Consider the following 22,011-nt stretch of genomic DNA (forward strand, 5'->3'; position numbering starts at 1 on the left):
TCGCGGCCCCGTAAGGAGGGGAAGGGCACCTTCTGCGACGCGGAGCGTCAAGAAGGTGCCCTTCCTTTTCCTGGCTACCAGCGGTGGTGGATCTGGGGGCGGATGAGGTCGTCGTAGACCTCGGTGACGACGCGGAGCTGGTCGGGCAGCAGGGCGGGCAGGTCGGCGGCGGCGGCGTTGGCGCGGGCCTGCTCGGGGTTGCGGGCACCGGGGATGACCACGGTGACGCCGGGCTGGTCGATGATCCAGCGCAGCGCGAACTGGGCCATGGTCGCGCCGGACGGCACCAGCGGGGCGAGGCGGCGCACCGCGGCCAGGCCGGTGGCGAAGTCGACGCCGGAGAACGTCTCGCCGACGTCGAACGCCTCGCCGTGGCGGTTGTAGGTGCGGTGGTCGTCCGCCGCGAACGTGGTGTGCTCGTCGTAGCGCCCCGACAGCAGTCCGCTGGCCAGCGGCACCCGGGCGATGATGCCCACCCCGGCGGCCGCAGCGGCGGGCAGCACCCGCTCCAGCGGCTTGAGCCGCAGCGCGTTGAAGATGATCTGCACGGACGCCACGTGCGGCCGGGCGATCGCGGTCAGCGCCTGCTCGCAGGTCTCCACGCTCACGCCGTACGCGGCGATGCGCTTCTCCTCGACCAGGGTGTCCAGCGCGTCGTAGACGGCCTCGTCGGAGTAGACCGCGGTCGGCGGGCAGTGCAGTTGGACCAGGTCCAGCGTGTCCACCCCGAGGTTGGCCCGGGACCGGTCGTTCCAGGCCCGGAAGTTGTCCATGTTGTAGTTGGCGGCCTCCTGGGCGACCCGGCGTCCCATCTTGGTGGCCACGGTGATCCCGTGGTCGGGTCCGCGTTCGCGCAGGAACCTTCCGATCAGGGTCTCGCTGCGGCCGTCGCCGTACACGTCGGCGGTGTCGATGAAGTTCACACCCGCGTCGACGGCGGTGGCGAGCACCGCCAGGGCGTCGTCCTCACTGACGCTGCCCCAGTCCGCGCCGAGCTGCCATGCGCCGAGCCCGACCACGCTCACATTCCGGCCCGTCCGGCCGAGGATTCGCTGCTGCACCTCGACAGCCTAGTCGCGCGCCGGGGTCACAGGTCGCGGTGCATCACGACGCAGTCGCGGCCGGCTTGGAGGTCCGGTCGGCGGTCGATCTCGGTGTAGTCCAGCCTGCTCCAGAACGCGAGCGCGGCCGGGTTGTTCACCAGCACCGCCAGCCGCACCCCGGGCCTGCCCGCGCGGCGCAGCCGTTCGTGGACCTCCTCGGCCACGTCTCGACCCAGCCCGCGGCCCTGCCGCCGCGCGTCGACCATCAGCAGCCCGATCCACGGAAAGCCGTCGACCGGGTGCGTGTCCAGCAGCGCCACGACACCGGCCAGCGGCTCGCCGCCGTCCTCGACCGCGCCGCCTTGCTCGGTGGCGGCGTCGGGGGCGGCTTCGGGGTGGGACACACGCACGAGGAGCACCTCGACGCCGGGCATCGCCAGTTCACCGGAGAGCGCGCCGGCCACCTCGGCGGGGCTGACGGTCTCCGGGTCGGGCCCGAACTCGCCGCTGAGGCGGTGGAAGGCGGCGTTGCCGGCGTACAGCTGCGCGAGCTCGGCCAGCACGGGTGAGCCCGGAGCGAGGTCGCCCGGAACGAGCGGAATCAGCACCGGCCGTGGTCCTCCTGATCAGTCCTGGTCGCCGCGGTGGCGGCGTGCCGTGTTGTTCGCCTTCTCGATGGCCCGCACCAGCTCGGCCTTGGTCATGTGCCAGCGTCCGGTGACGTTGAGCTTCTTGGCCATCCCGAGCAGCTGCTCCTTGGTCTGACTCGACTGGTAGCGCAGCTTGCTGCGCATCTCCCGCTGGATCGGCATCGGGCCTCCCGCTCCTTCGATCCTGCCTACTCGACGATCCCCAGCGTGCCGTCGCGGGGACGTTCGGGCCCATCCACCTCTGCGTTGAACTCGTAGCGCTTGTCCAGGCGCGGGGTGTCGTCGTACTCATAGGTCAGCGCGTTGACCACGTCGATCACGCCGGGCACGCCGCGCACCAGGCGCTCGGCGATCTGGGCCGAGCTGCGCCGGCCGGTGCCGCCGGTCAAGGTCACCACGCCTTCGTCCACGGTCGCGTCGATCTCCGGCGGCTGCACGAAGAGCATGCCCTGGATGATGTCGTGCACGACGTCGTGCCGGATCGCCTCGTCCGAGCGGCGGTACGTGCGCAGCAGGTCGCGCCGCGACACGATGCCGACCAGCATGCCCTCGGCGTCCACCACCGGCAGCCGCTTGAGCTGCTCGTCCTCCATGCGGCGGGCGGCCGCGACGACGGAGGCGTCCGGCGCGACCGTGATCACCGGGCTGGTCATCAGGTCCTCGGCCTGGTCTCCCTCGGCCTTGGCGCGGGCGACCGCGCGCCGCCGCCGCTCGAACAGGTGCCGCTGCGGCTCCTCGCCGGACAGCGCCAGTTTGTGCAGCAGGTCGGCCTCGGAGACGATGCCGACCACCAGGCCGCCGGGGTCCAGCACCGGCACGGAGCTGATCCCGTGCTCGGCCAGCAGGTCGATGATCTCTTTGTACGGCGTCGCGGTGCCCACACTGATCACCGGCGCGGACATCACCTCGCGCACGGTCCGCACCGTCATCAGCGCACCCCCTCATTCGGCCTCGTTCGGCCGGCGTGCCCCGGTTCGGCCGGTGCGGCCCACCCGAGCAGGCCAGACTGGAGAGGTGAGCCACCGCGACCGGTGGGTACATGCCCACTGTGATCGTACCGAGCCGGACGTGCCCGTTCGGCCCGGTTGACCCACCCGGAGGTGCATGATGAGGTCCGACGTGGCCGACCGCAGCGGCATACCCGCCGCCGCGCTGAGCAACCACGAGCTGTCCCGCGAGCTGGCGTCGCTGCACCGTACGCGGCACGACACGTTCGTGCACGGCTCCGACCACGCGCTGGCCAACCATGATCAGCGCAGCCGCGAGCTGGAGCTGGAGTACCTGCAGCGGTTCCCCGAACGCGATCCCGATCCGCGGCGGTTGCGCCCCGCCGACCAGTGACGGCGGCCCGGCCGGCCACCGTCACTCCAAAACGGGCAAAAGGTCGTTTCCGGACGAGCTGTCCGAGTGTCCGTTCAGGTCAGTGACCGGTGAAGAGGACCTTCACCCGGTGCTGGCCCTGCTGCACGCCGTCCGCGGCGGTCAGCCGACCCGCGAGGCTGTCCGCGGCGTCGCGGGACTCGGTGGTGTGTTCGGCATCGCGCTGCTCCGGCCAGCGCAGCTCGTCCCGTCCGCCACCATTCGGGTCAAGCGGACGAACGCGGCTGACCACGACAATCCACTTGCCGGCGGCCGACTTTCGCCTCCTCCACCAGAACATCTCTGCCTCCGTCTCCCGCGTGCGCCGAGTGCCCACCGTACCGTGGCGCGTTCAACGGGACAGCCCTCGGTTGCGGGGTACGTTGGAAGGCCGACCGACCTTGATGGGGAGGGCAAGGTGACAGGCCTTTTCGCTTCGATAGGCGTCGACCTCGCCCGAGAGGGCCTGCGGCGGTTCACCATGGCGGTCGTCACCGACGGCGTGGCGGTGCCCCACTCCCGCCGTTTCTGCGACCACGTATGGACCGACGCCTCCGGCGCCCGGGTGGTGGCCCGGGCCCGCTGGGGCCGCATCCACCACATGCAGCCCTCACTGGCCGGCGGCGCGGTGGCAGTGGCCTGCGAGAACATCCGCCTGATCGACGACCGCACCGCGGTCATGGACCTGCTCGACGAGACCGACGGCGGCCTGCTCTGCCCCGTCGCGGTCCACCTGGAGGACCACACCGCCCTGCACGTCGCCGGCGGCGCCCTCCCGCGCGGTCAGGTCACCCTGTCCGCCCTGGCCGAATCCCTCGAACCGCAGCCGCCGCCCACCCCGGACGGCCCCACCCCGCCCGGCCTCGTCTGCGACGACCTCACCCGTCCCCACCAGGCCGACCCGGCCTGGACACCGACCCCCCGAGCCCGCCTGCACGGCACCGTCCGCCTCGCCGAACTACGCACCAACACCCTGACCGGCGAACCCTTCCACTGGCTGCGCCTGAGCGTCCACCCCGCCATCGCCCTCGACATCGCCGCCCCCGCCACGACCCTGCCCACCAGCCCTCCCCCCGGCACCACGCTCCGCCTCCGCGCCACCCTCACCGGCCGCCTCAACCTCCCCCCAAAGGAAGGGCACCTTCCCAACCAAATGCGTAGAGGAAGGGCACCTTATTAACCCGGCATGCGGGCCGGTCTGCGGCGGGATGGCGCAACGACGGGCTTACAGTCCGGGACCTGTCTCACCATGCAGAGACAGGTCCCGCCTGACGCCTCCAGGTCGTGCCCAGCGTGGGTACGCCGCGTCCGGGGACCTCGTGGGACCCGGCCGCCGGCGCGGCTGAGATCTGGCGTCATCATCACACCCGGCGGTTTCCGGCGCGTCCCCCGACCGACCATGCGCGGCGCGGGCTTCGGCCGAGCTCACCGCCGCCCGACGGCCAGCCGCAGCGCGGTGTGCGAAACCGGCGCGAACCCCAGCGCCCGGTAGAGCGGCGCACCGTCGGCCGTGGCCCGCAGGTCGACCGTCGCCACCCCGCGCTCGGCGAACCAGCCCAGCAACGCCTCCATACACGCCCGCGAGAAACCCCGGCGGCGGTACGCCTCGTCGGTCACCACGTTGTACACGTACCCGGTCCGCCCGGACGGGTTGCCCGGCCCGCCCAGCCGCAGATCGATCGTGCCCACCGCGCACGCCGCCAGCCCCGCCCCACCCGGCACGTCCACCACGTACGCCGCCATGACCGGATCCGGCTCCTCCAGCCGCGCCCGCAGCAGCGCCATGGCCTCCCGCTGCCACGGCCCCGGCTCGACCGGCTGCCCCGCCATCGCGCCGAGCATCACCGCCCGCAGCCTGACCAGTTCCGCCCCGTCCCCCGTCACCGCTCGCCGCACCTCGATCACGAACCGCAGGCTAGCCGAACCGCCGCCCGGCGTCCGTCCCGCCGACCGGCCCGCTCCAGGCCCTGCCGATCAGGTCACGTACGGGCAGTGCCGGCACCCCCGCGTGCAGCAGAAACCGCGCTTGGCAAGGAAGCCGGCGCTGAGCACGAACAGCCCGGACGACGGATCGAGGTAACCCGGCGAGCCCTCGCGCAGCGCCTCCGTATGCCGGGCCAGGATCTCGGCCCGCTCCGGGTGATCCTCGCGGAGCCGGGACGGATGCGGTTCGTCCAGCTCACGGGGTGCCAGCGGCCATCGCTGCGGGGGTGCGGCCATCCGGCGACGATACCGCGCGGCACCCGCCGACTTCCGGTGACATCATCGACGGCATGACCGTCATCGAGGTCGTGCTCGGCGACATCACCGCCGAGGACGTCGACGCCATCGTGACCGCGGCCAACGAGTCGCTGCTGGGCGGCGGCGGGGTGGACGGGGCGGTCCACCGCGCGGCCGGGCCCGGACTGGCCCGCGCCGGCGGGGCGATCGCGCCCTGCGACCCCGGTGACGCCAAGGCCACTCCCGCGTTCGACCTGGATCCGCCGGTCCGCCACGTGATCCACACGGTCGGCCCGGTCTGGGAGGGCGGCACGTACGGCGAGGACGACACCCTCGCCTCCTGCTACCGCCGCTGCCTCGAAGTGGCCGACGAGCTGGGCGCGGACAGCATCGCCTTCCCCGCGATCGCCACCGGCGTGTACGGCTTCCCCGCCGAGCGCGCGGCCCGCATCGCGGTCACGACCCTGCGGTCCACCCCGACTCGCGTGGCGCGCATCCGCCTCGTCGCCTTCGACGCCACCGCCCGCGACCTGCTGCTCGACGCCCTCAACGGCTGAGCCCGAGCGGCCTCTTCGGTCAGGGCGTGGACGCGGCCTGACCATCGGCGGCCAAGCGGGCATACAGCAGCATGTCCCGCCGCTCACCGCCCAGCTCCATCCAGCTGCGCAGCAGGCCCTCGCGGCGGAACCCGGCCCGCTCCGCGGTGCGAATCGAAGCGGTGTTCCACGGCTCCACGTGCAGGTGCACCCGCGGGATCGCCAGGTCGGCCAGTGCCCAGTGGGCCACCGCCGCCAGCGCGTGCCCGGCCGCCCCGCGCCCGCGCGCCGAGGGCGCGATCCAGTACCCGGTCGCCGCGCGGCCTTCCCCGATCTCCGTGAGCCACAGCCCGATCTGGCCGACCGCCCGGCCCTCGGCTCGGTCGGCGATCGCCAGGGAGTACCCGACACACTCGCGGGCGCGGTCGTGCTGCCGCCGGACGAACGCCAGCCCTTCGGCCTCGGTGTACGGCACCGGCACCGAGCTGATCACCGGGATGTACGGGTCCGCCGCGGCCTCCTCCAGCAACGGCAGGTCGCCGGGCCGAAAGGCGCGCAGCAGGAACGGGCCCGCGTCGAGTTCGGGGAGCACCAGTCCGTCGGTCATCGCGCGAGTCTGCCATCTCGCCCGGATCCCACCACGCTGCGGAGCCCATGGTTGCCCCGCGAGCCCACCGACAGGCCCGCCCCCGCGATCGGACCGGTTTCGTCGGCGGCCCGCTCTAGGCTCGGACCCATGGCGAGGCTGAACCGGCCGGTGGCGGTGGAACTGCTTCCCCACCTGCGACGGGCGCGCGACCACATCGACCGCCATTATGCCGAAGCGCTCGACCTGGACCGGCTCGCCCGGGTCGCCGGGGTGTCGAAGTTCTACTTCGTCCGCTGCTTCGAGGCGGCGTACGGGGAGACCCCGATCCGCTACCTCACCCGCCGCCGCATCGAGCGGGCCCAGGACCTGCTGCGCCTGGCCAACCTGACGGTGACCGAGGTGTGCATGATCGTCGGGTTCGCCAGCCTCGGCTCGTTCTCGACCAGGTTCTCGGCGCTGACCGGGGAGACCCCGACGGGCTACCGCGACCGGTGGGCCGCCCGGGGCGGGCCGCACGTGCCTGGCTGCTATCTGTTCATGCGGGGCGTCTTCGACCTCGGTGGCACCACCGGCCACCCGAACCGGAACCAGCGAGACAGTGCAATCTCGGAGAAGCCCCAGCTCAGCGCCGAGTCCTAGGCTTGCCAACATGATCACAAACATCTCGCTGGTCACGGTGTACTGCCTCGACCAGGACAAGGCCCGCGACTTCTACGTCGACGTGCTCGGCTTCCAGCCCGGCACCGACATCACCATGGGCGAGGGCTTCCGCTGGGTGACCGTCCGCCACCCCAGCCAGCCCGAACTCCAGGTCACGCTGATGACGCCGGGGCCGCCGCTGGACGCCGACGCCGCCGACTTCGTACGCCGCCAGTTGGAGAAGGGCGAGATGGGCGGGCTCGGCCTGAGCGTCGACGACTGCCGCAAGACGTTCGAGGAGCTCAGCGCCAAGGGCGTGGTGTTCCTCCAGGAGCCGGCCGACCGCCCGTACGGCGTCGAGGCCGTGATGCGCGACAACTCCGGCAACTGGCTGGTCCTCGTCGAAGAGAAGCAGTGGACCCCGGAGAACTTCGACTACCCCCGCGACTGAGGCAAGGAAGGGCACCTTCACAACGCTCCGCGTTGTAGAAGGTGCCCTTCTTAACATCACATGGGCGGTGGCCTGCGGAAACGCGGGCCACCGGCCATGTCGTCACGGGCCGCGCCGGTCAGGCGGCGAAACGGCGCAGGGTCCAGCGGGTGGGCGGCGAGGTGGCCGGGTCGCCGTCGGTGGTCCACTCCGTGAGCGAGCCCGGCGCGACCGCGGTGTCGAACGCGCGCAGCAGCGGCTGCATCCCCAGCACGTGGAACGAGCTGTTGACCGTCTCGCTGTGCCCGACCAGCACCACCGTCTCGCCCGCGTGCCGGTACGCGATGTCCATGATCGCCCGCCCGGTGCGCACCACCAGCTCCGCCCAGCTCTCGTTCTCCCGCTGGAACGGCCGGTGCACACCTCCGCCGGGCAGCTCGGCGCCCTTGAGCACGGCCAGCGGCCGCCCGTCGGCGTACGCCGGATAGTGCCAGGTGCACAGCCCGCAGTCGGTGACCGGCTCCACCCCCAGCGCCGCCGCGATCGGGGCCGCCGTCTCGACCGCCCGCCGCAGCACCGACGAATACACCGCGACCGGCCCCGAAACCTCGTCCGCCAGCCGTCGCGCCGCCACCGCCGCCTGCTCGTGCCCCCGCTCCGTCAGCCCGCGGCACCCCGCACGCCCGCCCACGATCCGCTCGACCGTGTGCACCGACTCCCCATGCCGCACGAAGATCAGCCGCGTCCCCATCGGACAGATGCTACGGCCGCCGCGATGATCATGAAGTTAGGTCAGCGACACGCCGCCGACCCGTGCCATAAGTTCATGATCAACGCAGGGTGGCGGGGAGGGGGACGGACGGGTCGGTGAGGCGGGCGGGGTCGGCGGGGGTGCCGGCGAAGCCGGCTTTGACCAGGGCTGCGAGGTCGTCCTGGACGTCCCAGATGTTGATGTTCATGGCGGCGACCACGCGGTCGTCGTCGGTGAGCCAGAAGGCGATCACCTCGGGGGCCTTGCCGTCGCGCAGGGACGGGTCGCCGCGGAAGACGACCCGCGCATAGTCGCCGGGGCCTGCCCAGCCGCAGTACTCCATGCCCAGGTCGTACTGGTCGGTGAAGAAGTACGGCACCTGGGCGTAGGACACCTCCTGACCGGCCATCGCCTTGCCCGCCGCCTTGCCGCCGGCGCGGGCGTTGGCCCAGTGTTCCGTCCGCAGATGTCTGTCCAGCAGGGGGTTCAGGGACGAGGCCACGTCGCCGCAGGCGTAGATGTGCGGATCCGAGGTGAGCAGGCCCGCGTCGGTGACGACGCCGTTGTCCACCGCCAGTCCCGCCTGCTCGGCCAGCTCGGTGGCGGGCCGGATGCCGACGCCGACGGCCACGAGGTCGGCAGCCAGCTCGCTGCCGTCGTCGAGCACCGCGCTGCGCACCGCGCCGTCCAGACTGCCGAACTCGCGCACCCCGGTGCCGAACCGGAACTCGACCCCGTTGGCCTCGTGCAGCGCCCGGAACAGCGCGGCCAGTTCGTCGCCGAGCACGTGCCGCAGCGGGGCGCGGTCAGGTGTCACGACGGTGACCGGGCAGCCGTAGCCCCGGGCCGCGGCCGCGATCTCCATACCGATCCAGCCCGAGCCGACGACCAGGACCTGGGGCCGCGGATCGACCGTCAGCGCCCGGCGCAGCGCCTCCGAGTCCGGGTAGGCGCGCAGGTAGTGGATCCCGGACACGTCCGCGCCCGGCACGTCGAGGGTGCGCACCTTCGAGCCGGTGGCCAGCAGCAGCTTGTCGTACGAGACCTGCTCGTCGGAGTCGAGCGTCACCGTGCGGGCGGCCGGGTTCACCGCCAGCGCGCGACGGCCGAGCATCAGTTCGATGCCCTGCTCGGCATACCACTCGCGCGGGTGCACGTACGCCTTCTCGCGCGGGTCCTTGCCCTGCAGGAAACCCTTGGACAGCGGAGGGCGCTCGTAGGGCACCTCCTCCTCCTGCCCGATCAGCAGCACCCGGCCGGTGAACCCCTCGGCCCGCAGCGCCTCGGCGGCCCTGGCCCCGGCCAGCGACGCACCGACGATGACGAATACCCGCTCGTCCGCACTCATGCCGTCCAGCCTCCCGCATCGCCCGTCCGCCGGTCCATGGAAACACGACAGTCGTCCGGAAAACGCGCCGCGAAACCGGGCGAGCGCGGACCCGCGTGGACCCGGTAACCTCGCCGTCCCGGCAACCGGATGCGGCTGGAGCACGGAGGCGATCTCGGCCACGCAAGTGCGCGGCCCGCGCCGACCGCTTGGAGGGGAATCGGGGAACATGGCCGACACGTGCGGGCAAGTACTGGCATGACCGTGACGACCCAGCACGACCCGCCGCGGGGTGCCGCCCCGCCGGCCGAGACCGCGGTGCCGCCCGACCCGGCGGACCTCGGCGCGATGTTCGACGCGTACGCGCGTGACCTGCTCCGCTACGCGGCCCAGCGGGTCGGCGAGCAGGTCGCCGAGGACGTCGTGGCGCAGACCTTCCTCGTCGCGTACGAGCAGCGCCACCAGTACGACAGCACCCGCGGCGCGATGCTGCCCTGGCTGTACGGCATCTGCGGCAACCTACTGCGCCGCCACCGCCGCACCGAGGTCCGAGCGCTGCGCGCCGTGGCCGCGGCCCAGTCCCACGCCGCTGACGAGGTAGCGCCGGACGCCCGCTCCGCGGAGCGCGTCGACGCGCAGCGCACCGTGGCCCGCGTCGCGACGGCCCTGGCCAAGCTGCCCCGCCGCCAGCGCGAGGTGCTGCTGCTGTTCGCCGTCGCCGAGCTGGAGTACGCCGAGATCGCCCAGGCGCTCGGCATCCCGCTGGGCTCGGTGCAGTCGGCGCTGCACCGCGCCCGCACCAAGATCAAGTCCGCGCTCGCCGCCCCCGGAGGTTCCCGATGACCCGCACCGACGCCGACCTCACCGCGGTCCGCGACCTGCCCCCGGGCTCGCCCGACCCGTCCGACGAGTCCGTCTCCCGCACCTGGTACCTGCTCAGCGCCCGGCAGGCCGCCGCACGCGGCCGGGCTCCGCGGCGGCTGGCCCGATGGCTGGTCCCGGTAGCCGCGGGCCTGACCGTGACGGCGGTCGCGCTCGGCGCGGTGACCATCGGCGGCGTCGGCGGCCACCGGTTCGCCACCCCGAACATCGCCCTGGTCGAGGCCTCCCACCAGCCGCTGCCCACCGCGCGGGGCACGAACCCCGCGCTGACGCGGACCACCCCGGAGGCGATCACGGCGCTGGAAGAGCTCGCCCGCACCGCCGCGCGCGCCCAGACCGTAGACCTGCGAGCAGGGCAGTTCGTACATGTGCTCATCGAGGGCTGGGCCGTCCACCTCACCGACGGCTGGACCGGGACGGTGGAGTTCCAGCCGCGCGAGTTGTGGCTGGACCCGCAGGGCATGATCCCGCTGAAGGTGCTGAACGGCGACGAGAACATGTTCGACAGCGGGCGCGCCGACCGCGAGGGCGACCTGGAGCACGCCCGCAACTTCCTGCGCGACAACGGCCCGAGCATCGCGTCGCCGACCCCGCAGTGGCTTGCCGGACTGACAACGGAACCGCAGGCGCTGCTGGCCCTGCTGCGGGCCGACGTCCCCGACAACGAGACGTTTACCAAGGACCATCAGCTCTGGGACGCCATGACCTACCTCTACCAGAGCTGCGACATCCTGCTCAGCCCGCAACTGCGGGCCGCGCTGCTGCGCGCGTTCCAGGGCATGGACGGGCTCACCGCCGGCACGGTCATGATCGATGACATCGAGCTGGTCGCGATCCGCCAGACCGACGGGAACTCGGCGATCGAGATCCTGTTCGACCCGGTCACCGCGTGGGCCGTCGGCCGGCGCAGCATCAGCCTCGACGACCGGCTGCGCCTGACCCCGCCCAGGACCGGCCCGAAGTTCGACCCGCTCGTCGACTACCACGCCACCTGGCGACAGAACATCGTCGACAGCCTCGACGAGCGCTGATCCGCTCGCCGGCGGCCTCGGCCGGGCCCCGCGCCGCGTGCGCGGGGCCCGGCTCCCGCACCCCGCCCGGTCGGGGGAGTATGAATGAGACATGTCTGAGTTGGGCGAATATCTGTCGAGCGAGGTCGTCGTCGACTACGCCGACGGTCTGATCTCCCGCCGCGAGGCGCTACGCCGCCTGGGCCTGCTCGGCGTCGGCGCGGCGGTCGCGACCCCGCTGCTGGCCGCGTGCGACGCACAGCGCGGCACCACCACACCTCCGCAGGCAGCGCCGACGCCCACGATCACCGGCCCGGCCGGTCCCAGCCCCGCACCCACCACGCCGATCACCTTCCCCGGCCCGAACGGGCAACTGCAAGGCCGCTGGGCCGCCGCGCCCACCCCCAAGGGGTCGATGCTGGTGGTCCACGAGAACAAAGGCCTGACCGAGCACATCGCCTCGATCGCGGGCCGGCTGGCCGCGGCGGGCTGGTCCGCGCTCGCCATCGACCTGCTCTCCGAGGAGGGCGGCACCGCGACGTTCACCGACCCCGCCCAGGCCACCGCCGCGCTCAACGCCGCCCCGCCGGCCCGGTTCATCGCCGACATGCGAGCCGGCATCGACGAGCTGCTCCGGCGCAACCCCGGGCACACCGTCGGCGCGACGGGCTTCTGCTTCGGCGGCGGCATGGTCTGGTCCCTGCTGGCCGCGGGCGAACCCCGCCTGTCGGCAGCCGTCCCCTTCTACGGCCCGTTCCCCGCGGACGCCTCCCTGTCCGGCTCCCCCCAGGCCGCCGTGCTCGGCGTGTACGCCCAGCTCGACGACCGGGTCAACGCCAGCCGCGACGCCGCCCGCGACGCCCTGCGCAAGGCCGGCCTGACGTACGAGATCGTCACCTACCCCGACGTCAACCACGCCTTCTTCAACGACACCGGTGCCCGCTACAACGCCCCCGCCGCCGCCCAAGCCTGGACCAAACTCACCACCTGGCTAACGGACCACCTCACCTGACCGGAGGAAGGGCACCTTCTTATCGTTTTTCGTTGAGGAAGGGCACCTTCTTAACCTCTTGCCGATGACGGCGCAGGTGGCAGTGCTAGTCGGCGGCTGGTCCGTGGCTGTCGCCGGTCAGGCGCCTCGGCGTTTGGCGGCGATGAAGGCTTTCAGCCTGGTCAGCGTCCAGGTGTTGATGACGTCGGCGGGGGTCAGCCAGCCGCGCTGGGCGATCGCGATGCCGAAGCGCAGCATGTCCAGGTGCACCGTGGAGTGCGAGTCCGTGTTGATCGCGAACTTCACCCCGCGCTCGCGCGCCCGCATGATCAGCTCGTCGGGCAGGTCGAGCCGGTCCGGGAACGCGTTCACCTCCATCGCGGTGCCGGTCGCCGCGGCCGCGTCGAAGACGGCGTCCCAGTCGGGCTCGACCGACTTGCGCCGCCCGATCAGCCGCGTCGTCGGATGCCCGATGATGTTGACGTACGGGTTCTCGCACGCCCTCACGAACCGTTCGGTCAGCTCCGCCGGGGTCTGCGTGAAGTGCGAGTGCACCGAGGCGACGCAGATGTCGAACCCGGCCAGGAAGTCCGCGTCCCAGTCCACCGCGCCGTCCGGGTCGATGTTCAGCTCGCTGCCGTGCAGCAGCGCCATCTTGCCGTCCCCGGCCAGCGCCCGCAGCTTCTTGCGCTGGGCGAGCATCTTCGCGTCGGTCATCCGCTGCATCGGCATGTTCTTGGCGTGGTCGGTGACCGCGTAGTAGCGGTAGCCGCGCGCCCGTGCCGCGGCCAGCATCTCCTCCAGCGTGGACACCCCGTCGGTGAGGTTCGTGTGCGTGTGCAGGTCGCCCCGGATGTCGGCCTCGGTGACCAGGTCCGGCAGGGTGCCGTTGCGGGCGGCGGCCACCTCGCCGCGGTCCTCGCGCAGGGTGGGCGCGATCCAGGGCAGGCCGAGCCGCTCGTACACCTCCTCCTCGGTCTCCGAGACGAGCAGCGTGTCGTCCTCGGCGCGGAACAGCCCGTACTCGGACAGCTTCAGGCCCTTGCGCACGGCGATCTCGCGTACCCGGATGTTGTGCTCCTTGGAGCCGGTGAAGTACTGCAACGCCGCGCCCCACGACTCCGGCGGCACCACCCGCAGGTCCACCTGCAGCCCGGTCGTGGTGCGGATCGACGTCTTCGCCGGGCCGCCCGCGATGACCTCCCCGACGAGCGGCAGCTCCGTGAACGCTGCCATGATCGGCTTCGAGTCGCGGGAGGCGACCAGGATGTCGACGTCGCCGATGCTGTCCCGCCCGCGCCGCAGCGACCCGGCATACGTGCACTTCTCACACCCCGGCAGCGCCGACAGCGCCGCGATGACCTCCTCGGCGACCTCCAGCGCCGCGGAGACCAGCACCCGGCCGCCGCTGTGCCGCAGCACCTCGATGCCGTGCAGGATGTTCGCCGCGGTCTTCGCCCCGAACCCGCGCAGGCCGCTCAGCCGTCCCGCCTCGATCGCGTGCACCAACTCGTCAACCGAGGAGACGCCCAGCTCGCGATGCAACGCCATGGCCTTCGCCGGGCCCAGCCCCGGAATCGCGATCAGCTCCAGCACGCCCGCGGGCACCTTCGACCGCAGCTGTTCCAGGGCCGCCATCCGGCCGGTGGCGAGGAACTCGACGATCTTCTCGGCGGTCGACTTGCCGACGCCGGGGATCTGCTCCAGACCCTTCAGGTCGAGCGTCGCCACGTCGGTGGCGTGACCGGCCACGCCCCGCGCGGCCTTCTCGTAGGTGCGGGCCCGGAAGGCGTCACCACCGGTGATCGCGATGAGATCGGCGTACTCCTGCAGCGCCGCCGCGACGACCTCGTTTGGCCGGGCCATGCCGCCAGTCTACGGTTGATGGATGATCCGCAGGCGGGTTGTGGTCTCGGGTGAGGTGCAGGGCGTCTACTACCGCGACACCTGCCGGCAGCAGGCGCGGGCGGCGGGCGTCGCCGGGTGGGTCCGCAACCGGCCCGACCGCACGGTGGAGGCCGTCTTCGAGGGTACGCCCGACGGCGTGACCGCCTCGTCGCCTGGACCCGGCAGGGCCCCGAGCTGGCCATCGTCGACGACGTGGCGGTCTTCGAGGAGAGCCCCGAGGGCCTGTCCGGCTTCGACATCCGCCCCACCGCCTGACCTGCCCCTCCTGCCCCGCGAGGTTGGGAAGGTGCCCTTCCATTACCTATGGCGATGTGCAGGTGCCCTTCCTTTCCGCACAGCTAGGTGGGGGTCGATAGGATCGGCGCGGCGAATCGAGTTCCTGGGGAGGCCGCGCCATGGTGGATTACACGAACACGCCGCGCAAGCCGGCGGTGCCCGTGTGGGCGTGGGTCGCGGGCGGGGTGGCCGTGCTGCTCTGCTGCTGCCTCGGGGTGGCCGGGGCGCTGTTCTACTACCTGCGGGCCGGGACCGAGAAGCCGGGTGGGACGACCGCGGTCGCGCCGACCGGGACGTGGCAGCAGCAGCTCGCCGGGATCGACGGGGTGCGCAACTACCTGGCCGATGGTGAGCTGAGTCAGGACCACGCCCCGGGTGCGGTGGTCTACCCGCAGCAGCCGCCGGTCGGCGGGCAGCACAACGGCACCTGGCAGAACTGCTCCGGGGCGGTCTACGACGCGCCGATCGCCAGCGAGCGGGCCGTGCACAGCCTGGAGCACGGCGCGGTGTGGATCACCTACCGGCCCGGTCTCGGCGACGGCGACGTCCGGGCGCTGGCGGCGAAGGTGTCCGGGCGCGACTACCTGATGCTGAGCCCGTACCCGAGCCAGGACAAGGCGATCTCGTTGCAGGCCTGGGGCTACCAGCTCAAGGTGGACAGCGCGGACGACCCGCGCATCGACTTCTTCATCAACGCCGCCCGCCGCAACGCCGCGCCCGAGGTCGGCGCGCCGTGCTCGGGCGGCACCCGGGAGACCGGGGAGCTGCCGCCCGCCGGGACCGCGGCATGAGCGGGCAGGCCGTCGGGGCCGGGGTCGCCCGGGACATCACCATGTACGGCACGCCGGTGCTGCACCGGCCCACGGAGCAGGTCACCGACTTCGGGCCGGACCTGCACCGGCTGGTCGCCGACATGTTCGCCAGCATGTACGCGGCGAACGGGGTGGGCCTGGCCGCGAACCAGATCGGCGTCGGCCTGCGCGTGTTCGTGATGGACTGCCCCGACACGACCGGCGGTCCGAACGTGGTGGCCCACGTAGTCAACCCGGTCCTGGAGCTGCCCCCGCCGCCGCGCGAGCTGGCGGTGTCCGGGGAGGGCTGCCTGTCGGTGCCGGGCCAGCGCGGCGAGGTGGCGCGTACGGCGGTCGCGGCGGTGACCGGGGTGGACATGCACGGCGAGCCGGTGCGCATCGAGGGCGCGGAGCTGGTCGCGCGGTGCCTGCAGCACGAGTGCGATCACCTGGACGGCACGGTCTACGTGGACCGGCTGACCGCCAAGGAGCGCAAGAAGATCCTCAAGGCCGCCGGGCTGGCGCCGGACTGACCGCCGCACCATATTCACGTTCTTGACACTGTTAACACTTCCTGCATAGATGTATTTATTGTCAACGCAGCTATCGTGCCGCGTCGACAATGCGTCCCATCAGGACTTTCGTCAGGGAGTGAACCGGTGCTTCGTGCGTATTTCGCGCGCCACAAGTCTGCGTCGACCTGGGCCAGATCCATCCTGCACGAGGCGGCCTTCGCGCTGAACCTCAAGGTCGACACGATTCACGTGCCGGACCAGTGGGCGCCCCACGACAGCCTCGGCGACTACGTGCGGGCCACCCGCCCCGATCTCCTGATCATGACCAACGCGAAGCCGGAATGGGTCGACACGCTGCCCGAGACGCGGGCGTTCCACCTCATCCGCGACCCGCGCGACATCGTGGTCTCCGGCTACTTCAGCCACCTCAACAGCCACCCCGAGGTGGTCGGCGGGGTGCCCTGGCCCGAGCTGGTGACACACCGGCGCAATCTGCGTGCCCTCGATGAGGCCAGCGGCCTGCTGGCCGAGGTGGAGTTCAGCGGCATGTTCCTGGACCCGATGGCGCAGTGGGACTACGCCCGCCCGGGGGTGCTGGAGGTGCGCATGGAGGACGCCATCACCGACCCGGTGAAGTCCTGGACCCAGATCCTGCACCACCTGGACCTGCTCACGCCGGAGGGCTCCGGCCCGGAGCAGGCCCGGATGGCCGCGGTCCGCTGGAACGTCGCCGCCCGCCGGGGCATCCCGAAGGCACTGGCGTACCCGCGCCACGTGCTGCCCCGGCTGCCGCTGCGCCGCCTGCCCGGCGCGTACGTGGCCGACGCCTGCGCCCGGTTCTCGTTCAGCCGCCTGGCCAAGGGACGCGAGCCGGGCCAGGAGGACGTGCACAGCCACTACCGGCGCGGGGTCGCCGGCGACTGGCGCAACCATCTCGCCGCCGAGCACCTCGCCGCGTTCCGGGCCCGCTACGGCGACCTCGTGGAGCGCCTCGGCTACGAGTGGTGACCCGGCGCGTCAGCCGTGCTCGGCCGGCGGCTCGCCGTTGACCCGCAGCGCCGCGCCCGCGGCGTCGAGCGCCCGCTCGCACTCGGCCGCCGTGGCGGCGACGGCGGTGGCGTACGCCACCCGGCCGTTGACCGTGCCCTGCGGCGGCGGTGAGCGCCGGTCGCCGGGTTCGGCCAGCAGCGCGAGCTCGTCCACGGCGCTCGGCAGCCCGGCCCGGTCGAACGCCAGGGTCTCGATGACGGTGCCGGGCCGCGCCGGGTAGAAGAAGCGCACCGCCGCCACCAGCTTGCGGTCGGGTACGGCGGCCGGGGGCAGCCCGCAGGCCACGGCGGCGGCGGCCAGCGCCACGTCGACGCCGGTGGCGCGCAGGCCCAGGTACGGGATCATGTCCCCGCCCAGCCGCCCGTTCACCTCGATGATGCGCGGCCCACGCGAGGACAGCTTGATCTCGGTATGGGTGACCCCGTCGCGGAACCCGAGCGCCGTGTGCGCGTCCTGCAGCAGCCCCAGCAGCTGCGGATCGTGCAGCAGCGGGTCGTCGCCGTGCACGTAGTGCCCGATCTCGATGCAGTACGGCGGGTGCCCGATCTCCTTGCGGGCCAGGCACAGCGGCGTCACCACACCGTCGTGGACCGCCGCGTCGACGCTGATCTCCTCGCCGTCGACGTACTCCTCCAGCAGCACCTGCGGCCGCCAGTCCGGTAGCGCTCCGTGCCGCACCGCGCTGGTGAACTCGTACGCCGCAGCCAGCTCCTCAGGCCCCGCCACCTTGATCACGCCGACGCTGAGCGCTAGGTCGCTGGGCTTGAGGATGACCGGGTAGCCGATCCGGGCGGCCTCGGCGAAGGCCTGCGACAGCGAGCCCACCGGCACCGACGCGGGCTGGGCGACCCCGGCGGCGGCCAGGGCGCGGCGGGTCAGCAGCTTGTCGCGGCAGCGCGCGGTCACCGCCGGGTCGCCGGGCAGTCCCAGCGCCACGGCCAGCTCGGCGGTCTGCAGCGTGCGCGCCTCGTCCCAGGTGAACACGCCCGCGACCGGGCCGTCGGGCAGCCGCTGGGCGGCCTCGGCCATCGCCGTCACATCCAGCAGGCTGCCCAGTTCGGTCGCGCCGGTGACGTAGTCCAGCTCCCAGGTCGGCGCGACCCCGGTGAACACGTGCACCCGGTAGGCCGGGGCCAGCGAGCGGAGCAGGTACTCGCGGAACTCGCGCTTGCCGGTGCGGACCATCAGCAGCAGCGGACGATCGTCGTGGACGGCCATGCCTCTTCCTCTCGACCCCGTTGGTGTCCGATATGCGGGATCGGCACGCACAGCCTCACGCGCCGATCCCGTGATGTCAACCGCCGTCGATGTATCTAGGTGCGAGCGCGGCGGCTCACGACAGCAGCCACAGCGGCACGAATTCGGCCATGGCCTGGTATCCGGCGTCGTTGGGGTGGATGTGGTCGCCGCTGTCCCACTCCGCCCGCAGCTTCGACGGCGCGGCCGGGTCCCGCAGCAGCTGGTCGAAGTCGACCACGCCGGTGAATTCGGCCCGGTGGGTGCGGAGGTACTCGTTGATCGCCAGGCGGCTCTGCTCCTTCTCCGGCGTCCAGGACGAGAAGCCCTCGAACGGCGTGATCGTGGAGATCACCACGTCCACCCCGGCCAGCCGGGCCTGGGCGGCGAGCTGCCGCAGCCCGCCGATCACCTTGTCGGCCGGGTCGGCGTAGATCTGCAGGTCGTTGATGCCCAGCGCGAGCACGACCGTCTGCACGCCGGTCTGGCTGAGCACGTCGCGCTGCAGCCGGGCCAGGCCGTTGACGCCCAGTTCGGCGTACCCGATCTCGGTGCCGTCGTGGCTCACCGCGTTGCCGGCCAGGCCCTGGTTGAGCACGCCGACCTCGGTGTGCGGGGCGTGCCCGGCCAGCAGGCGCGCGGCCAGCCGGTCGGTCCAGCGGGCGTTGCCGTTGATCGTGGACTGGCTGCCGTCGGTGATCGAGTCGCCGAGCACCACCACCGAACCCGGCGACCTGCGGCTGAGCACGTCGACGCCGGTGAGGAAGAACCACGAGTTGCGGGTGCCGGTCAGGGTCGCGCCGGTGGGCTCGGCGACGGTGTCGCCGCTGCCGTAGTACGTCGCCTGCCGCGAGGTCCAGTGCCAGGTCGCCGGGCCGGTGGCGACCGGCAGGTAGATGCTGACCACCAGGTCGGACAGCTCGGGCACGGCCACCGGCAGCGGGTCGCTGACGACCTGGCCGCCCTTGGGGATGGTGATGCCGGGCGCGCCGTTGAAGGTCAGCTCGGCGACGCTGGCGGGCAGCACGTCGGTGAGCGCCGGGGTGGCCGCGTCGGGGCGGGCCACGGTGGCGTGCCCGATGGTCACCGCGCCGGCGCCGAAGGTGTTGGACAGCCGGATCCGCGCCGCGCTGCCGCCCACCGAGGTGTGCACGATCATGCGGATCGTCTGGTCGGCGAAGCCGGTGCCGGACAGGCCCGCGCCCGCCCCGGTGGGCGCGGCAGACCAGGAGCCGACCCACTCGTCCTTCGCGCCCGCGGTGGCCCCGCCACCGGGCCCGGCCAGCACGCCGAGGGTCGTGGCCAGCAGGGCCGCGGCGAGCAGCGCCCGCCGCGTCGAGGGGTGCTTCACAGGGGAGAACCTCCTTGGGCGGGCAGCGAGCCACGCACCGTCGTGGGGGGTGTGCGGCACCCAAATTACGAAGAAATGTTTGCACTAGTCAATATCTGCCGACTCAGCTGATTGGACGGTCCGGACAGCTTTACCGCCTGGCGGTGTGAGCGGTGGAGCGCACCGAGCTGCGCCACTATGGTGCGAGATATGGACCTTCGTGACCTCGACCGGCGTGCGCTCGCCGCGGCCGCCTCGGCCGTGAACCGAGTCAAGCGCGCCGATCTCGCCCGGCCCTCGCCGTGCGGCGACTGGACCCTCGGCCAGCTGATCGGGCACATGATCGGCCACAATCGCGGCTTCGCCGCGGCGGCGGCCGGCAAGCCCACCGATCCGGCCGTCTGGGACGACCTGACCCCGCCCGCCGACCCGCGCCGGGCGTTCGCCGACTCCGTCACCCTGGTCACCAAGGCGTTCAGCGCGAAGACGCTGCTGGACCGCAAGATCGAGGTGTACGGCTACGGGACCTTCACCGCGCAGACGGTGCTCGGCATGCACTTCGTCGACTTCCTGGTGCACGCCTGGGACGTGGCCAAGTCGACCGGCGCGGACGCCACGCTCGACCCTGACCTGAGCGCGTCGGCCATGAAGATCGCGCTGCGCTGGCCCACCGACCGCCCCAGCAAGGCCTTCGGCGTCATGGTCGAACCGGCCGCGGACGCCTCGCCCGGCGACCGGCTCGTCGCCTACCTGGGCCGCTCCCCCGGCTGGCCGGACGGCCACTGAGCCGACGCGGCCCGCAGCTCGGTCAGCGTCGACTCGAGCTCGCGCAGGTTCGCCCGCACCACCGCCACCCGCCGCTCGGCGTCCCGGCGGCGGGCCAGGTGCACCTCTTCCACCGTCTCGTACACCTCGGGCAGCTCCAGCGCGGCGACGTGCTGGAGCGCCGCGGCGGACGTGACGGCGTACGGCCGTGCCAGCCGCCGCCTGCCCCGGCGTGCGGTGACGGTCCAGCCGCCCCCGGCGTACACCAGCGTCACCGACACCGGCACGGCCGGCCCGGTGTCCACCAGGCCCATCCGGCGGCCCAGCTCGGACAGGTACTCCTGCCACAGGGGCAGGTCCGGGGCGGCCCTACCCGGCTTGATGTCGTCGATCTGCCGCCACAGCCGCCACCCGGCCACCGGTGTCAGCGTGGCCGCGAAGTACGCCGCCCCCGCCAGCCACAGCCCGCCGGACAGGCCGAGCGTCTCCACCGCCCACGCCCCGACCATGCCGCCGAGCGGGATGCCGCCGAACGTGATCGCGCCGGTCAGCCCGAACACCCGGGTCTGCATCGCCCGCGGCACCCGCTCGAACATCAGCAGCCCGTACGTCGGGTTCACCGAGGACATGGCCACCCCGGACACGAACGACACGGCCAGCGCCACCCGCAGGTCGTCGCTGAGCGCCAGCACCAGGAAGCGCGGCGCGCCGCCGACGAAGTATCCGATGACGAGGGTCGCGTAGCGCGGCAGCCGCGTCACCAGCGCCGCGAACGCCGCCCCGCCCGCGATCGCGCCGAGCGCGAAGGCCCCGCCGATCCAGCCCAGCGCCACCGGCGAGCCGAGATGCTCGCGTACCCACATCGGAATGAACACGACCGCGCTGGCCTGGTTGAACAGGTTCGTCACGAACATCATGCCGACCAGGCTGCGCAGCAGCCGCTCCCGCCGCACGAAGCCGAACCCGGTGCGCAGCCCCTGCCAGTAGGACTCCTGCGTGCCACGGGCCGGGTGGTTCTGCTCCCGGGTGACGCGCACCAGCGCCACCACGACGCCCGCGCAGGCCGCGAAGGTCGCCGCGTCGGCCCAGATCGCGCCGACCGGGCCGAGCCAGGCGATCAGCACACCGGCCACCGCCGCGCCGATCACCATCGCCATCCGGTTGAGCGCGGAGAAGACCGCGGTGACCCGCGCCATCGGCGTGCCCGACGCCTCCACCACCGGCGGCAGCAGCACCCGCTTCGACTTGTCGCCCACCCCCCGCAGCGCGCCCAGCGTCGCGACGAGCACCACCAGCACGGTGAAGTCACTGCCGCCGAATGCCGCGATCGCACCGACGACCAGCGCGCTGCCCAGGTCGGTGCCGATGGACACCTCGCGCACCCCGAACCGGTCCGCCAGCGGCGTGCCGAAGATCCCGGCCAGGATGTACGGCAGCGCCTCGGCGAACGCCACCACGCCGACCTTCGTCGGGTCGTCGGTCGTCACCAGGACCAGCCATGGAATGGCCAGGAACGACATGCGCGAGCCGACGGTCGACACCAGCTCGGCGCCGAGCAGCCCGATCAGTGCCGCTCTGCGCCGCATCGCCACCTCCTGGACCAGGCCCGGCCGGGCCGTCGTGCGGATCGACCCTACCGACGTGTTTCGATCTCCGTCCATATCGGCCGATCGGGTGATCGCGCCCAGCACCTTCCCGGACCGCCGGTGCGGC

General features: G+C 72.4%; 27 protein-coding genes and 1 pseudogene. 14 read left to right on the forward strand and 14 right to left on the reverse strand.

Annotation, left to right across the window (positions count from 1 at the left end; genetic code table 11):
- Nucleotides 1-74: 74 nt before the first annotated feature.
- From AB0B35_RS31740 to AB0B35_RS31755, 4 genes are read right to left on the reverse strand one after another with little or no spacing between them, the layout of a single operon-like run.
- Nucleotides 75-1,061: an aldo/keto reductase gene (locus AB0B35_RS31740; protein WP_361052379.1), complete on the reverse strand. Its 987-nt coding sequence runs from the start codon at nucleotides 1,059-1,061 to the stop codon at nucleotides 75-77.
- Nucleotides 1,062-1,087: 26 nt separating this feature from the next.
- Nucleotides 1,088-1,651, reverse strand: a complete 564-nt coding sequence (locus AB0B35_RS31745; protein WP_361052381.1) for a GNAT family N-acetyltransferase — start codon at nucleotides 1,649-1,651, stop codon at nucleotides 1,088-1,090.
- 18 nt (nucleotides 1,652-1,669) lie between these two features.
- Nucleotides 1,670-1,855, reverse strand: a complete 186-nt coding sequence (locus tag AB0B35_RS31750) for a hypothetical protein (protein WP_360528465.1) — start codon at nucleotides 1,853-1,855, stop codon at nucleotides 1,670-1,672.
- 26 nt (nucleotides 1,856-1,881) lie between these two features.
- Nucleotides 1,882-2,622, reverse strand: coding sequence for a CBS domain-containing protein (locus tag AB0B35_RS31755; RefSeq protein WP_361052384.1), 741 nt, complete (start codon nucleotides 2,620-2,622; stop codon nucleotides 1,882-1,884).
- Nucleotides 2,623-2,800: 178 nt separating this feature from the next.
- Between AB0B35_RS31755 and AB0B35_RS31760 the strand changes: the two genes are divergently transcribed.
- Nucleotides 2,801-3,034 carry a DUF6158 family protein gene (locus AB0B35_RS31760; RefSeq protein WP_239167130.1) on the forward strand — a complete coding sequence of 78 codons (234 nt, stop codon included), beginning with the start codon at nucleotides 2,801-2,803 and terminating at the stop codon, nucleotides 3,032-3,034.
- A gap of 79 nt (nucleotides 3,035-3,113) precedes the next feature.
- On the opposite strand, the gene AB0B35_RS31765 is transcribed toward AB0B35_RS31760, so the two are convergent.
- Nucleotides 3,114-3,353 (reverse strand): hypothetical protein, encoded by a 240-nt coding sequence (locus tag AB0B35_RS31765; protein WP_361052387.1) that lies wholly within the window; start codon nucleotides 3,351-3,353, stop codon nucleotides 3,114-3,116.
- Nucleotides 3,354-3,470: 117 nt separating this feature from the next.
- Between AB0B35_RS31765 and AB0B35_RS31770 the strand changes: the two genes are divergently transcribed.
- The gene (locus tag AB0B35_RS31770; RefSeq protein WP_361052390.1) at nucleotides 3,471-4,232 is read left to right on the forward strand and encodes a hypothetical protein; all 762 of its coding nucleotides are present in this window, start codon (nucleotides 3,471-3,473) and stop codon (nucleotides 4,230-4,232) included.
- 245 nt (nucleotides 4,233-4,477) lie between these two features.
- Here AB0B35_RS31770 and AB0B35_RS31775 read toward each other — a convergent pair whose 3' ends face one another.
- A complete protein-coding gene (locus AB0B35_RS31775) occupies nucleotides 4,478-4,957 on the reverse strand; it encodes a GNAT family N-acetyltransferase (RefSeq protein WP_361052392.1) in 480 nt (159 codons plus the stop codon).
- Between the two features lie 69 nt (nucleotides 4,958-5,026).
- Nucleotides 5,027-5,272, reverse strand: a complete 246-nt coding sequence (locus tag AB0B35_RS31780) for a DUF5522 domain-containing protein (RefSeq protein ID WP_361052395.1) — start codon at nucleotides 5,270-5,272, stop codon at nucleotides 5,027-5,029.
- 53 nt (nucleotides 5,273-5,325) lie between these two features.
- Between AB0B35_RS31780 and AB0B35_RS31785 the strand changes: the two genes are divergently transcribed.
- Nucleotides 5,326-5,829, forward strand: coding sequence for a macro domain-containing protein (locus tag AB0B35_RS31785; protein WP_361052398.1), 504 nt, complete (start codon nucleotides 5,326-5,328; stop codon nucleotides 5,827-5,829).
- A 19-nt stretch (nucleotides 5,830-5,848) separates the two neighbouring features.
- Here AB0B35_RS31785 and AB0B35_RS31790 read toward each other — a convergent pair whose 3' ends face one another.
- Complete coding sequence (locus AB0B35_RS31790) at nucleotides 5,849-6,415, reverse strand: GNAT family protein (RefSeq protein ID WP_361052401.1); 567 nt, start codon at nucleotides 6,413-6,415, stop codon at nucleotides 5,849-5,851.
- Nucleotides 6,416-6,544: 129 nt separating this feature from the next.
- On the opposite strand from AB0B35_RS31790, the gene AB0B35_RS31795 reads away from it, so the two are divergent.
- Together AB0B35_RS31795 and AB0B35_RS31800 are read left to right on the forward strand one after the other, a co-directional pair.
- On the forward strand, nucleotides 6,545-7,036 hold the full coding sequence (locus AB0B35_RS31795; protein WP_361052404.1) for an AraC family transcriptional regulator: 492 nt from the start codon (nucleotides 6,545-6,547) through the stop codon (nucleotides 7,034-7,036).
- 10 nt (nucleotides 7,037-7,046) lie between these two features.
- On the forward strand, nucleotides 7,047-7,487 hold the full coding sequence (locus AB0B35_RS31800; RefSeq protein WP_360528432.1) for a VOC family protein: 441 nt from the start codon (nucleotides 7,047-7,049) through the stop codon (nucleotides 7,485-7,487).
- A gap of 118 nt (nucleotides 7,488-7,605) precedes the next feature.
- On the opposite strand, the gene AB0B35_RS31805 is transcribed toward AB0B35_RS31800, so the two are convergent.
- Both AB0B35_RS31805 and AB0B35_RS31810 read right to left on the reverse strand, forming a co-directional pair.
- On the reverse strand, nucleotides 7,606-8,217 hold the full coding sequence (locus AB0B35_RS31805; RefSeq protein ID WP_361052407.1) for a histidine phosphatase family protein: 612 nt from the start codon (nucleotides 8,215-8,217) through the stop codon (nucleotides 7,606-7,608).
- A 79-nt stretch (nucleotides 8,218-8,296) separates the two neighbouring features.
- Entirely contained in the window at nucleotides 8,297-9,565 is a 1,269-nt protein-coding gene (locus AB0B35_RS31810; RefSeq protein ID WP_361052410.1) for an FAD-dependent oxidoreductase, read from the reverse strand.
- Between the two features lie 237 nt (nucleotides 9,566-9,802).
- Between AB0B35_RS31810 and AB0B35_RS31815 the strand changes: the two genes are divergently transcribed.
- The 3 genes from AB0B35_RS31815 (at nucleotide 9,803) to AB0B35_RS31825 (ending at nucleotide 12,448) form a co-directional block, all read left to right on the forward strand.
- A complete protein-coding gene (locus AB0B35_RS31815; protein WP_361052413.1) occupies nucleotides 9,803-10,387 on the forward strand; it encodes an RNA polymerase sigma factor in 585 nt (194 codons plus the stop codon).
- Nucleotides 10,384-11,457: a hypothetical protein gene (locus AB0B35_RS31820; RefSeq protein ID WP_361052416.1), complete on the forward strand. Its 1,074-nt coding sequence runs from the start codon at nucleotides 10,384-10,386 to the stop codon at nucleotides 11,455-11,457. Before AB0B35_RS31815 ends, AB0B35_RS31820 begins: the two co-directional genes overlap by 4 nt.
- A 91-nt stretch (nucleotides 11,458-11,548) precedes the next feature.
- The gene (locus tag AB0B35_RS31825) at nucleotides 11,549-12,448 is read left to right on the forward strand and encodes a dienelactone hydrolase family protein (RefSeq protein WP_361052419.1); all 900 of its coding nucleotides are present in this window, start codon (nucleotides 11,549-11,551) and stop codon (nucleotides 12,446-12,448) included.
- Between the two features lie 117 nt (nucleotides 12,449-12,565).
- Here the strand turns inward: AB0B35_RS31825 and polX are convergent, their stop codons facing one another.
- The gene (gene polX, locus AB0B35_RS31830) at nucleotides 12,566-14,293 is read right to left on the reverse strand and encodes a DNA polymerase/3'-5' exonuclease PolX (RefSeq protein WP_361052422.1); all 1,728 of its coding nucleotides are present in this window, start codon (nucleotides 14,291-14,293) and stop codon (nucleotides 12,566-12,568) included.
- A gap of 22 nt (nucleotides 14,294-14,315) precedes the next feature.
- On the opposite strand from polX, the pseudogene AB0B35_RS31835 reads away from it, so the two are divergent.
- The 5 genes and pseudogenes from AB0B35_RS31835 to AB0B35_RS31855 all read left to right on the forward strand — a co-directional run.
- Nucleotides 14,316-14,414: pseudogene (locus tag AB0B35_RS31835) on the forward strand (acylphosphatase); the annotation flags it as partial.
- Entirely contained in the window at nucleotides 14,411-14,590 is a 180-nt protein-coding gene (locus AB0B35_RS31840; RefSeq protein WP_361052574.1) for a hypothetical protein, read from the forward strand. The pseudogene AB0B35_RS31835 and the gene AB0B35_RS31840, both read left to right, overlap by 4 nt.
- Before the next feature lie 140 nt (nucleotides 14,591-14,730).
- The gene (locus AB0B35_RS31845; RefSeq protein WP_361052425.1) at nucleotides 14,731-15,402 is read left to right on the forward strand and encodes a DUF3105 domain-containing protein; all 672 of its coding nucleotides are present in this window, start codon (nucleotides 14,731-14,733) and stop codon (nucleotides 15,400-15,402) included.
- Complete coding sequence (def, locus tag AB0B35_RS31850; RefSeq protein ID WP_361052427.1) at nucleotides 15,399-15,935, forward strand: peptide deformylase; 537 nt, start codon at nucleotides 15,399-15,401, stop codon at nucleotides 15,933-15,935. Before AB0B35_RS31845 ends, def begins: the two co-directional genes overlap by 4 nt.
- A 126-nt stretch (nucleotides 15,936-16,061) precedes the next feature.
- Nucleotides 16,062-16,925 (forward strand): hypothetical protein, encoded by an 864-nt coding sequence (locus tag AB0B35_RS31855; RefSeq protein ID WP_361052430.1) that lies wholly within the window; start codon nucleotides 16,062-16,064, stop codon nucleotides 16,923-16,925.
- Nucleotides 16,926-16,934: 9 nt separating this feature from the next.
- Here AB0B35_RS31855 and AB0B35_RS31860 read toward each other — a convergent pair whose 3' ends face one another.
- Together AB0B35_RS31860 and AB0B35_RS31865 are read right to left on the reverse strand one after the other, a co-directional pair.
- Nucleotides 16,935-18,185: an ATP-grasp domain-containing protein gene (locus AB0B35_RS31860; RefSeq protein WP_361052433.1), complete on the reverse strand. Its 1,251-nt coding sequence runs from the start codon at nucleotides 18,183-18,185 to the stop codon at nucleotides 16,935-16,937.
- A gap of 115 nt (nucleotides 18,186-18,300) precedes the next feature.
- Nucleotides 18,301-19,554 (reverse strand): SGNH/GDSL hydrolase family protein, encoded by a 1,254-nt coding sequence (locus AB0B35_RS31865; RefSeq protein WP_361052435.1) that lies wholly within the window; start codon nucleotides 19,552-19,554, stop codon nucleotides 18,301-18,303.
- A gap of 189 nt (nucleotides 19,555-19,743) precedes the next feature.
- Between AB0B35_RS31865 and AB0B35_RS31870 the strand changes: the two genes are divergently transcribed.
- The gene (locus AB0B35_RS31870) at nucleotides 19,744-20,319 is read left to right on the forward strand and encodes a TIGR03086 family metal-binding protein (RefSeq protein WP_361052438.1); all 576 of its coding nucleotides are present in this window, start codon (nucleotides 19,744-19,746) and stop codon (nucleotides 20,317-20,319) included.
- Here AB0B35_RS31870 and AB0B35_RS31875 read toward each other — a convergent pair.
- On the reverse strand, nucleotides 20,280-21,884 hold the full coding sequence (locus AB0B35_RS31875; RefSeq protein ID WP_361052441.1) for an MFS transporter: 1,605 nt from the start codon (nucleotides 21,882-21,884) through the stop codon (nucleotides 20,280-20,282). The genes AB0B35_RS31870 and AB0B35_RS31875 overlap by 40 nt on opposite strands.
- Nucleotides 21,885-22,011: the final 127 nt, after the last annotated feature.

The organism is Catellatospora sp. NPDC049133 (genome assembly GCF_040648455.1).
In the GTDB taxonomy this organism is placed as follows: Bacteria; Actinomycetota; Actinomycetes; order Mycobacteriales; family Micromonosporaceae; genus Catellatospora; species Catellatospora aurea.

Excerpts from the sequence above, each read along its gene's own strand:
- AB0B35_RS31750 (WP_360528465.1), bottom strand. The coding sequence starts at position 1,855 with ATGCCGATCCAGCGGGAGATGCGCAGCAAGCTGCGCTACCAGTCGAGT.
- AB0B35_RS31755 (WP_361052384.1), bottom strand. The coding sequence starts at position 2,622 with ATGACGGTGCGGACCGTGCGCGAGGTGATGTCCGCGCCGGTGATCAGT.
- AB0B35_RS31760 (WP_239167130.1), top strand. The coding sequence starts at position 2,801 with ATGAGGTCCGACGTGGCCGACCGCAGCGGCATACCCGCCGCCGCGCTG.
- AB0B35_RS31765 (WP_361052387.1), bottom strand. The coding sequence starts at position 3,353 with ATGTTCTGGTGGAGGAGGCGAAAGTCGGCCGCCGGCAAGTGGATTGTC.
- AB0B35_RS31780 (WP_361052395.1), bottom strand. The coding sequence starts at position 5,272 with ATGGCCGCACCCCCGCAGCGATGGCCGCTGGCACCCCGTGAGCTGGAC.
- AB0B35_RS31785 (WP_361052398.1), top strand. The coding sequence starts at position 5,326 with ATGACCGTCATCGAGGTCGTGCTCGGCGACATCACCGCCGAGGACGTC.
- AB0B35_RS31790 (WP_361052401.1), bottom strand. The coding sequence starts at position 6,415 with ATGACCGACGGACTGGTGCTCCCCGAACTCGACGCGGGCCCGTTCCTG.
- AB0B35_RS31795 (WP_361052404.1), top strand. The coding sequence starts at position 6,545 with ATGGCGAGGCTGAACCGGCCGGTGGCGGTGGAACTGCTTCCCCACCTG.
- AB0B35_RS31800 (WP_360528432.1), top strand. The coding sequence starts at position 7,047 with ATGATCACAAACATCTCGCTGGTCACGGTGTACTGCCTCGACCAGGAC.
- AB0B35_RS31805 (WP_361052407.1), bottom strand. The coding sequence starts at position 8,217 with ATGGGGACGCGGCTGATCTTCGTGCGGCATGGGGAGTCGGTGCACACG.
- AB0B35_RS31810 (WP_361052410.1), bottom strand. The coding sequence starts at position 9,565 with ATGAGTGCGGACGAGCGGGTATTCGTCATCGTCGGTGCGTCGCTGGCC.
- AB0B35_RS31815 (WP_361052413.1), top strand. The coding sequence starts at position 9,803 with ATGACCGTGACGACCCAGCACGACCCGCCGCGGGGTGCCGCCCCGCCG.
- AB0B35_RS31820 (WP_361052416.1), top strand. The coding sequence starts at position 10,384 with ATGACCCGCACCGACGCCGACCTCACCGCGGTCCGCGACCTGCCCCCG.
- AB0B35_RS31825 (WP_361052419.1), top strand. The coding sequence starts at position 11,549 with ATGTCTGAGTTGGGCGAATATCTGTCGAGCGAGGTCGTCGTCGACTAC.
- polX (WP_361052422.1), bottom strand. The coding sequence starts at position 14,293 with ATGGCCCGGCCAAACGAGGTCGTCGCGGCGGCGCTGCAGGAGTACGCC.
- AB0B35_RS31845 (WP_361052425.1), top strand. The coding sequence starts at position 14,731 with ATGGTGGATTACACGAACACGCCGCGCAAGCCGGCGGTGCCCGTGTGG.
- def (WP_361052427.1), top strand. The coding sequence starts at position 15,399 with ATGAGCGGGCAGGCCGTCGGGGCCGGGGTCGCCCGGGACATCACCATG.
- AB0B35_RS31860 (WP_361052433.1), bottom strand. The coding sequence starts at position 18,185 with ATGGCCGTCCACGACGATCGTCCGCTGCTGCTGATGGTCCGCACCGGC.
- AB0B35_RS31870 (WP_361052438.1), top strand. The coding sequence starts at position 19,744 with ATGGACCTTCGTGACCTCGACCGGCGTGCGCTCGCCGCGGCCGCCTCG.
- AB0B35_RS31875 (WP_361052441.1), bottom strand. The coding sequence starts at position 21,884 with ATGCGGCGCAGAGCGGCACTGATCGGGCTGCTCGGCGCCGAGCTGGTG.